The following is a 3,912-nucleotide window of genomic DNA, read 5'->3' as shown; positions in this document are numbered from 1 at the left end:
GACCGCGCCCAGCCCGGCGCCGGCCGCGCAGGCCAGCAGCACCTCGCGGTCGCGCGGCGACAGCCGCCTGAGCCAGGCGGTCCCGAAATCACCGAGGGCCGCGGCGAATTGGCGCGGGGCCCCTTCCCGGCCCAGCGACGCGCCCGACCCGACGAGCAGCACCTGCAGCATGGCGTCCAGGCTCCACGCCAGCCGCGGTATCCGCTCTCGGCTCGAGATGGTCTCGGCCATGGGCGGAACGTCGGTCCGGCTCCGCAGGAGCCACCAGCCGATCGCCGCCAGCGCGCCGCCGATCATCGGTCCCACGGCCCGGCGCACCGGGCTGCTGGCCGCGACCCCGGCGAGCAGCGCCCCGAAGGAGTAGTTGTACGTGACGTGCTGGACGAAGCGCAGCACGAACGTCGTCGCCAGCCCGGCCACGCCGGCCAGCAGTCCGACGATGATTACGGCGCAGAAGAAGTCGACGTTGCGGCGGGCGGGCGGTCGAGCCACATCACGAATCTAGGGGTTAGCGCTTGGCGGCGCCGCTCCCGCCCTTCTTGGGCAGAGCGGCGGCCGCGGCCTCCCGCTCCCCCGGTGCGCCCCGGAGGCCGTGCCAGAACAGGTTGATCATCATCTCGGCCGCCTCGTCGGCGTCGATGTCCCCGGTGGACAGCTGGTTGGCCGTCGCCTCGCCGGCGCCCACCAGCGCCACGGCCATCATCTCGTGTTCGCGTTCGGTCCGCGGGGTGCGGCTGCCGGCCCGCACCAGCCCGGCGACGAGCTCGATGATCTGTTCACGCCCCTCGCGCACCATGTGCGCGAACGCCTGCGAGCTGGTGGCCTGGGTGTACATCACGATCCACGACGCCCGGTTGGCGTCGATGTAGCGCATGAACGCCACGATCGTGTTGCGCAGCAGGTCTTTCGGGCTTTGGCTGAAGTCGATGTCGGCGCGGACCGCGTCGATGAAGCGGCCCATTTCCCGGTTCAGGCAGGCGCCGAACAGGTCCTCCTTGGAGCCGTAGTACAGATACAGCATCGGCTTGGAGATCTGCGCCGCGGCGGCGATCGCGTCCATGGAGGTCTCGTGGTAGCCGTTGACCGAAAACATCTGGACGGCGGCGTCGAGCATTTGTTGCTCGCGGACGGCCCGCGGTAACCGCTTGGTGCCACCCGCCATCGCTCGCCTCTCTAGCTCGTCTATCTGACTCCAGAGTAAGCAACGCGCGGTGACCGCACACGCGTTAGTGGCCGACCCGCTAGTGGCCGCACGCCGGGCTGCGGCCCTTCATCGTCGCCACCCGCCCCAGCGCGTCGTCAACCCGCTGCCCGGGCAGTTCGCCGGCCGCCACGGCCTTCTGCAGCCGGTCAAGGACCGCGGGCACCTCGTCCGTGGTCACCCACAGCGCGACGTCGGTGCCTGCCTGCAGGGTGCGCAGCACCGCCTCGGCGACGCCGTACCGGTCGGAGATGGCGCCCATGCTGGACAGGTCGTCGGTGAACACCGGGCCGTTGAACGGCGGGGCGCCGTAGCCGACGCCGTCGCGCAGCAGTCGCACCGCCGCGGCGCTCAGGCTCGCCGGGTCGTCACCGGTCAGCCCGGGCACCTGCAGGTGACCCAGCATCACCGCGACCGGGGCCGCGGTCACCAGCGTCCGGTAGGGCACCAGGTCGACGCCCTGCAGCTCGCTCAGCGGCGGGGTCACCACACCGCCGGTGTGCGAATCCCCCGAGCCGTGCCCGTGCCCCGGGAAGTGTTTGAGCACCGGCAAAAGCCCCGCGTCGCGCAGGCCCTGCGCGTACGCCCCGGCGTAGGCCGTGACCGTGTTGGGATCGCCGCCGAACGAGCGGTCCCCGATGACGCCGTCGGTGGCGTCGGTGACATCGACCACGGGGGCGAAGTCGATGGTGATGCCCAGGTCGCGCATCTTCTTGCCGCGGTCGGCCGCCAGGTCGTGGACTTGGTCGGGGGTCATGGTCTGTGCCAGTTGGCGGGGCGACGGCGCCGAGCCGATCAGCGCCCGCAGCCGCGAGACGCGGCCGCCCTCCTCGTCGACGCTCACCGCCAACGGGAGCGGTCCGGCCTTCGCCGAGATGTCGGCCAGCGGGCCCTTGAAGATCGACAGGTCCGTCCAGCTTCCGATGAAGATGCCCCCCACGTGATAGCCGTCGACCACCGAGCGGGCGTCGTCGGCGTTCTTCACGCCCACCATCAGCAGCTGCGCCAGCTTGTCGCGGACCGGGAGCGCGGTGACGTCACCGCAGGCCGGCGGCGCGGGCGCGGCCGCCGGCTTGCTGACCGAGGTCGACGGGCCGGGTGGCCGGGCGGCGTGGTGGGCGCAGCCCGCCACCAAAGCCGACACGGACGCGAGCACGGCCCCCGCGACGGTCATGGTGCGCGAGAATGACATCGGGCCATGTTTGCACGGCGGGGTCCAGGCCTCCGGGTCTGGGGAGTGGCGAGGTTTTCTTGTTCGGCCGCGCGGGCATTCGTGGGCAGGTGCTAGCTGGGCTAGCGGGGGGCGAGATCAAGGAGCCAGCGATGACCGGTTTCACCCTGGCGGCTGCGGCCAGCATCGCGGTGGGTCTGACGGTCGGCGTCGCGACCACCCTGGGCGTCACGCTCGCCGTCGCCGACCACGGCCTGACGGCGGTGCCGGCCCGTCCGGCCGCGCTGATCCCGCTCGAACCCCACCTGGTGCAATACGGCGACCGGTGCTTTCACGGGCACTGTCTGCCCTGACGAGCGCCGACCGGGGTTCTGCTAGGTTGGCGCTAAGCCGCCGCCACGTTTTCGAAGATGCTGTGAGGAGCCGTCGATGAACCGGATCATTGCGCCCGCCGCCGCGAGCGTGGTGGTGGGTCTGTTGCTCGGCGCGGCAGCGATCTTCGGGATCACGTTGATGGTGCAGCAGGACACGAAACCGCCACTCCCCGGGGGCGATCCGCAGTCGTCAGTGCTCAACCGGGTCGAGTACGGCAACCGTAGCTAGCGGCGCAGCCGGGCGCGGCGGTTCACCGTCGCCGAGTTCAGCGGTGCGGGCGGCGGTAGTCACCTCCTCGTCGGCCGCGCCCGTGTCGCGCCGGTGGCTATGGCTGGTCGGGGCGATCGCCCTGCTGTTGACCTTCGCCCAATCCCCGGGCCGGGTCTCCCCCGACACCAAACTCGACCTCACCGCCAACCCCCTGCGCTTCCTCGCCCGCGCCACCAACCTGTGGAACAGCGAGCTGCCGTTCGGGCAGGCGCAGAACCAGGCCTACGGGTATCTCTTCCCGCACGGCACCTTCTTCGCGATCGGCCATCTGCTCTCGGTGCCCGGGTGGGTCACCCAGCGGCTGTGGTGGGCGCTGCTGCTCACCGTCGGCTTCTGGGGGCTGTTGCGGGTCGCCGAGGCGCTCGGCATCGGCAGCCCCGCGTCGCGGGTGATCGGCGCCGCCGCGTTCGCGCTGTCGCCGCGGGTGCTGACCACCCTGGGGTCCATCTCGTCGGAAACCCTGCCGATGATGCTGGCGCCGTGGGTGCTGCTGCCGACGATCCTGGCGTTGCGCGCGTCGGGCGACCGGTCGGTGCGAGCGCTCGCCGCGCAGGCCGGTCTGGCCGTGGCGTTGATGGGCGCGGTCAACGCGATCGCCACGCTGGCCGCCTGCCTGCCCGCGGTGATCTGGTGGGCGTGCCACCGGCCCAACCGGTTGTGGTGGCGCTACACCGGGTGGTGGTTGCTGGCGCTCTTCCTGGCGATGCTGTGGTGGCTGGTGGCGCTGGTGATGCTGCGAGCCATCAGCCCACCCTTCCTGGACTTCATCGAATCCTCCGGTGTGACGACGCAGTGGTCGTCGCTCACGGAGATCCTGCGCGGCACCGACAGCTGGACCCCGTACGTGGCGCCGACCGCGACCGCCGGCGCGCCGCTGGTGACCGGGTCGGCGGCC

General features: G+C 71.4%; 6 protein-coding genes. 3 read left to right on the top strand and 3 right to left on the bottom strand.

What is annotated here, in order from left to right:
- From A5691_RS03975 to A5691_RS03965, 3 genes are all read right to left on the bottom strand, one after another.
- Positions 1–492, bottom strand: a 492-nt coding sequence (locus A5691_RS03975) for a chloride channel protein (RefSeq protein WP_197694379.1), incomplete at its 3' end; no start/stop codon positions are given.
- Between the two features lie 16 nt (positions 493–508).
- Complete coding sequence (locus A5691_RS03970; protein WP_067751506.1) at positions 509–1,162, bottom strand: TetR/AcrR family transcriptional regulator; 654 nt, start codon at positions 1,160–1,162, stop codon at positions 509–511.
- A 79-nt stretch (positions 1,163–1,241) separates the two neighbouring features.
- Positions 1,242–2,393: a glycoside hydrolase family 3 N-terminal domain-containing protein gene (locus tag A5691_RS03965; protein WP_067751502.1), complete on the bottom strand. Its 1,152-nt coding sequence runs from the start codon at positions 2,391–2,393 to the stop codon at positions 1,242–1,244.
- Positions 2,394–2,524: 131 nt separating this feature from the next.
- On the opposite strand from A5691_RS03965, the gene A5691_RS03960 reads away from it, so the two are divergent.
- The 3 genes from A5691_RS03960 to A5691_RS03950 form a co-directional block, all read left to right on the top strand.
- Positions 2,525–2,725, top strand: a complete 201-nt coding sequence (locus tag A5691_RS03960; protein ID WP_067751499.1) for a DUF2613 family protein — start codon at positions 2,525–2,527, stop codon at positions 2,723–2,725.
- A gap of 76 nt (positions 2,726–2,801) precedes the next feature.
- Positions 2,802–2,975, top strand: coding sequence for a DUF2613 domain-containing protein (locus tag A5691_RS03955; protein WP_065443914.1), 174 nt, complete (start codon positions 2,802–2,804; stop codon positions 2,973–2,975).
- Between the two features lie 43 nt (positions 2,976–3,018).
- Positions 3,019–3,912 (top strand): alpha-(1->3)-arabinofuranosyltransferase family protein (locus A5691_RS03950; protein ID WP_197504949.1); only part of this gene is annotated, 894 nt, incomplete at its 3' end.

Origin of the sequence: Mycobacterium sp. E183 (assembly GCF_001667735.1) — a bacterium.
Lineage (GTDB): Bacteria > Actinomycetota > Actinomycetes > Mycobacteriales > Mycobacteriaceae > Mycobacterium.
This window is presented reverse-complemented; position numbering and strand designations above follow the sequence as displayed.

Excerpts from the sequence above, each read along its gene's own strand:
- A5691_RS03970 (WP_067751506.1), bottom strand. The coding sequence starts at position 1,162 with ATGGCGGGTGGCACCAAGCGGTTACCGCGGGCCGTCCGCGAGCAACAA.
- A5691_RS03965 (WP_067751502.1), bottom strand. The coding sequence starts at position 2,393 with ATGTCATTCTCGCGCACCATGACCGTCGCGGGGGCCGTGCTCGCGTCC.
- A5691_RS03960 (WP_067751499.1), top strand. The coding sequence starts at position 2,525 with ATGACCGGTTTCACCCTGGCGGCTGCGGCCAGCATCGCGGTGGGTCTG.
- A5691_RS03955 (WP_065443914.1), top strand. The coding sequence starts at position 2,802 with ATGAACCGGATCATTGCGCCCGCCGCCGCGAGCGTGGTGGTGGGTCTG.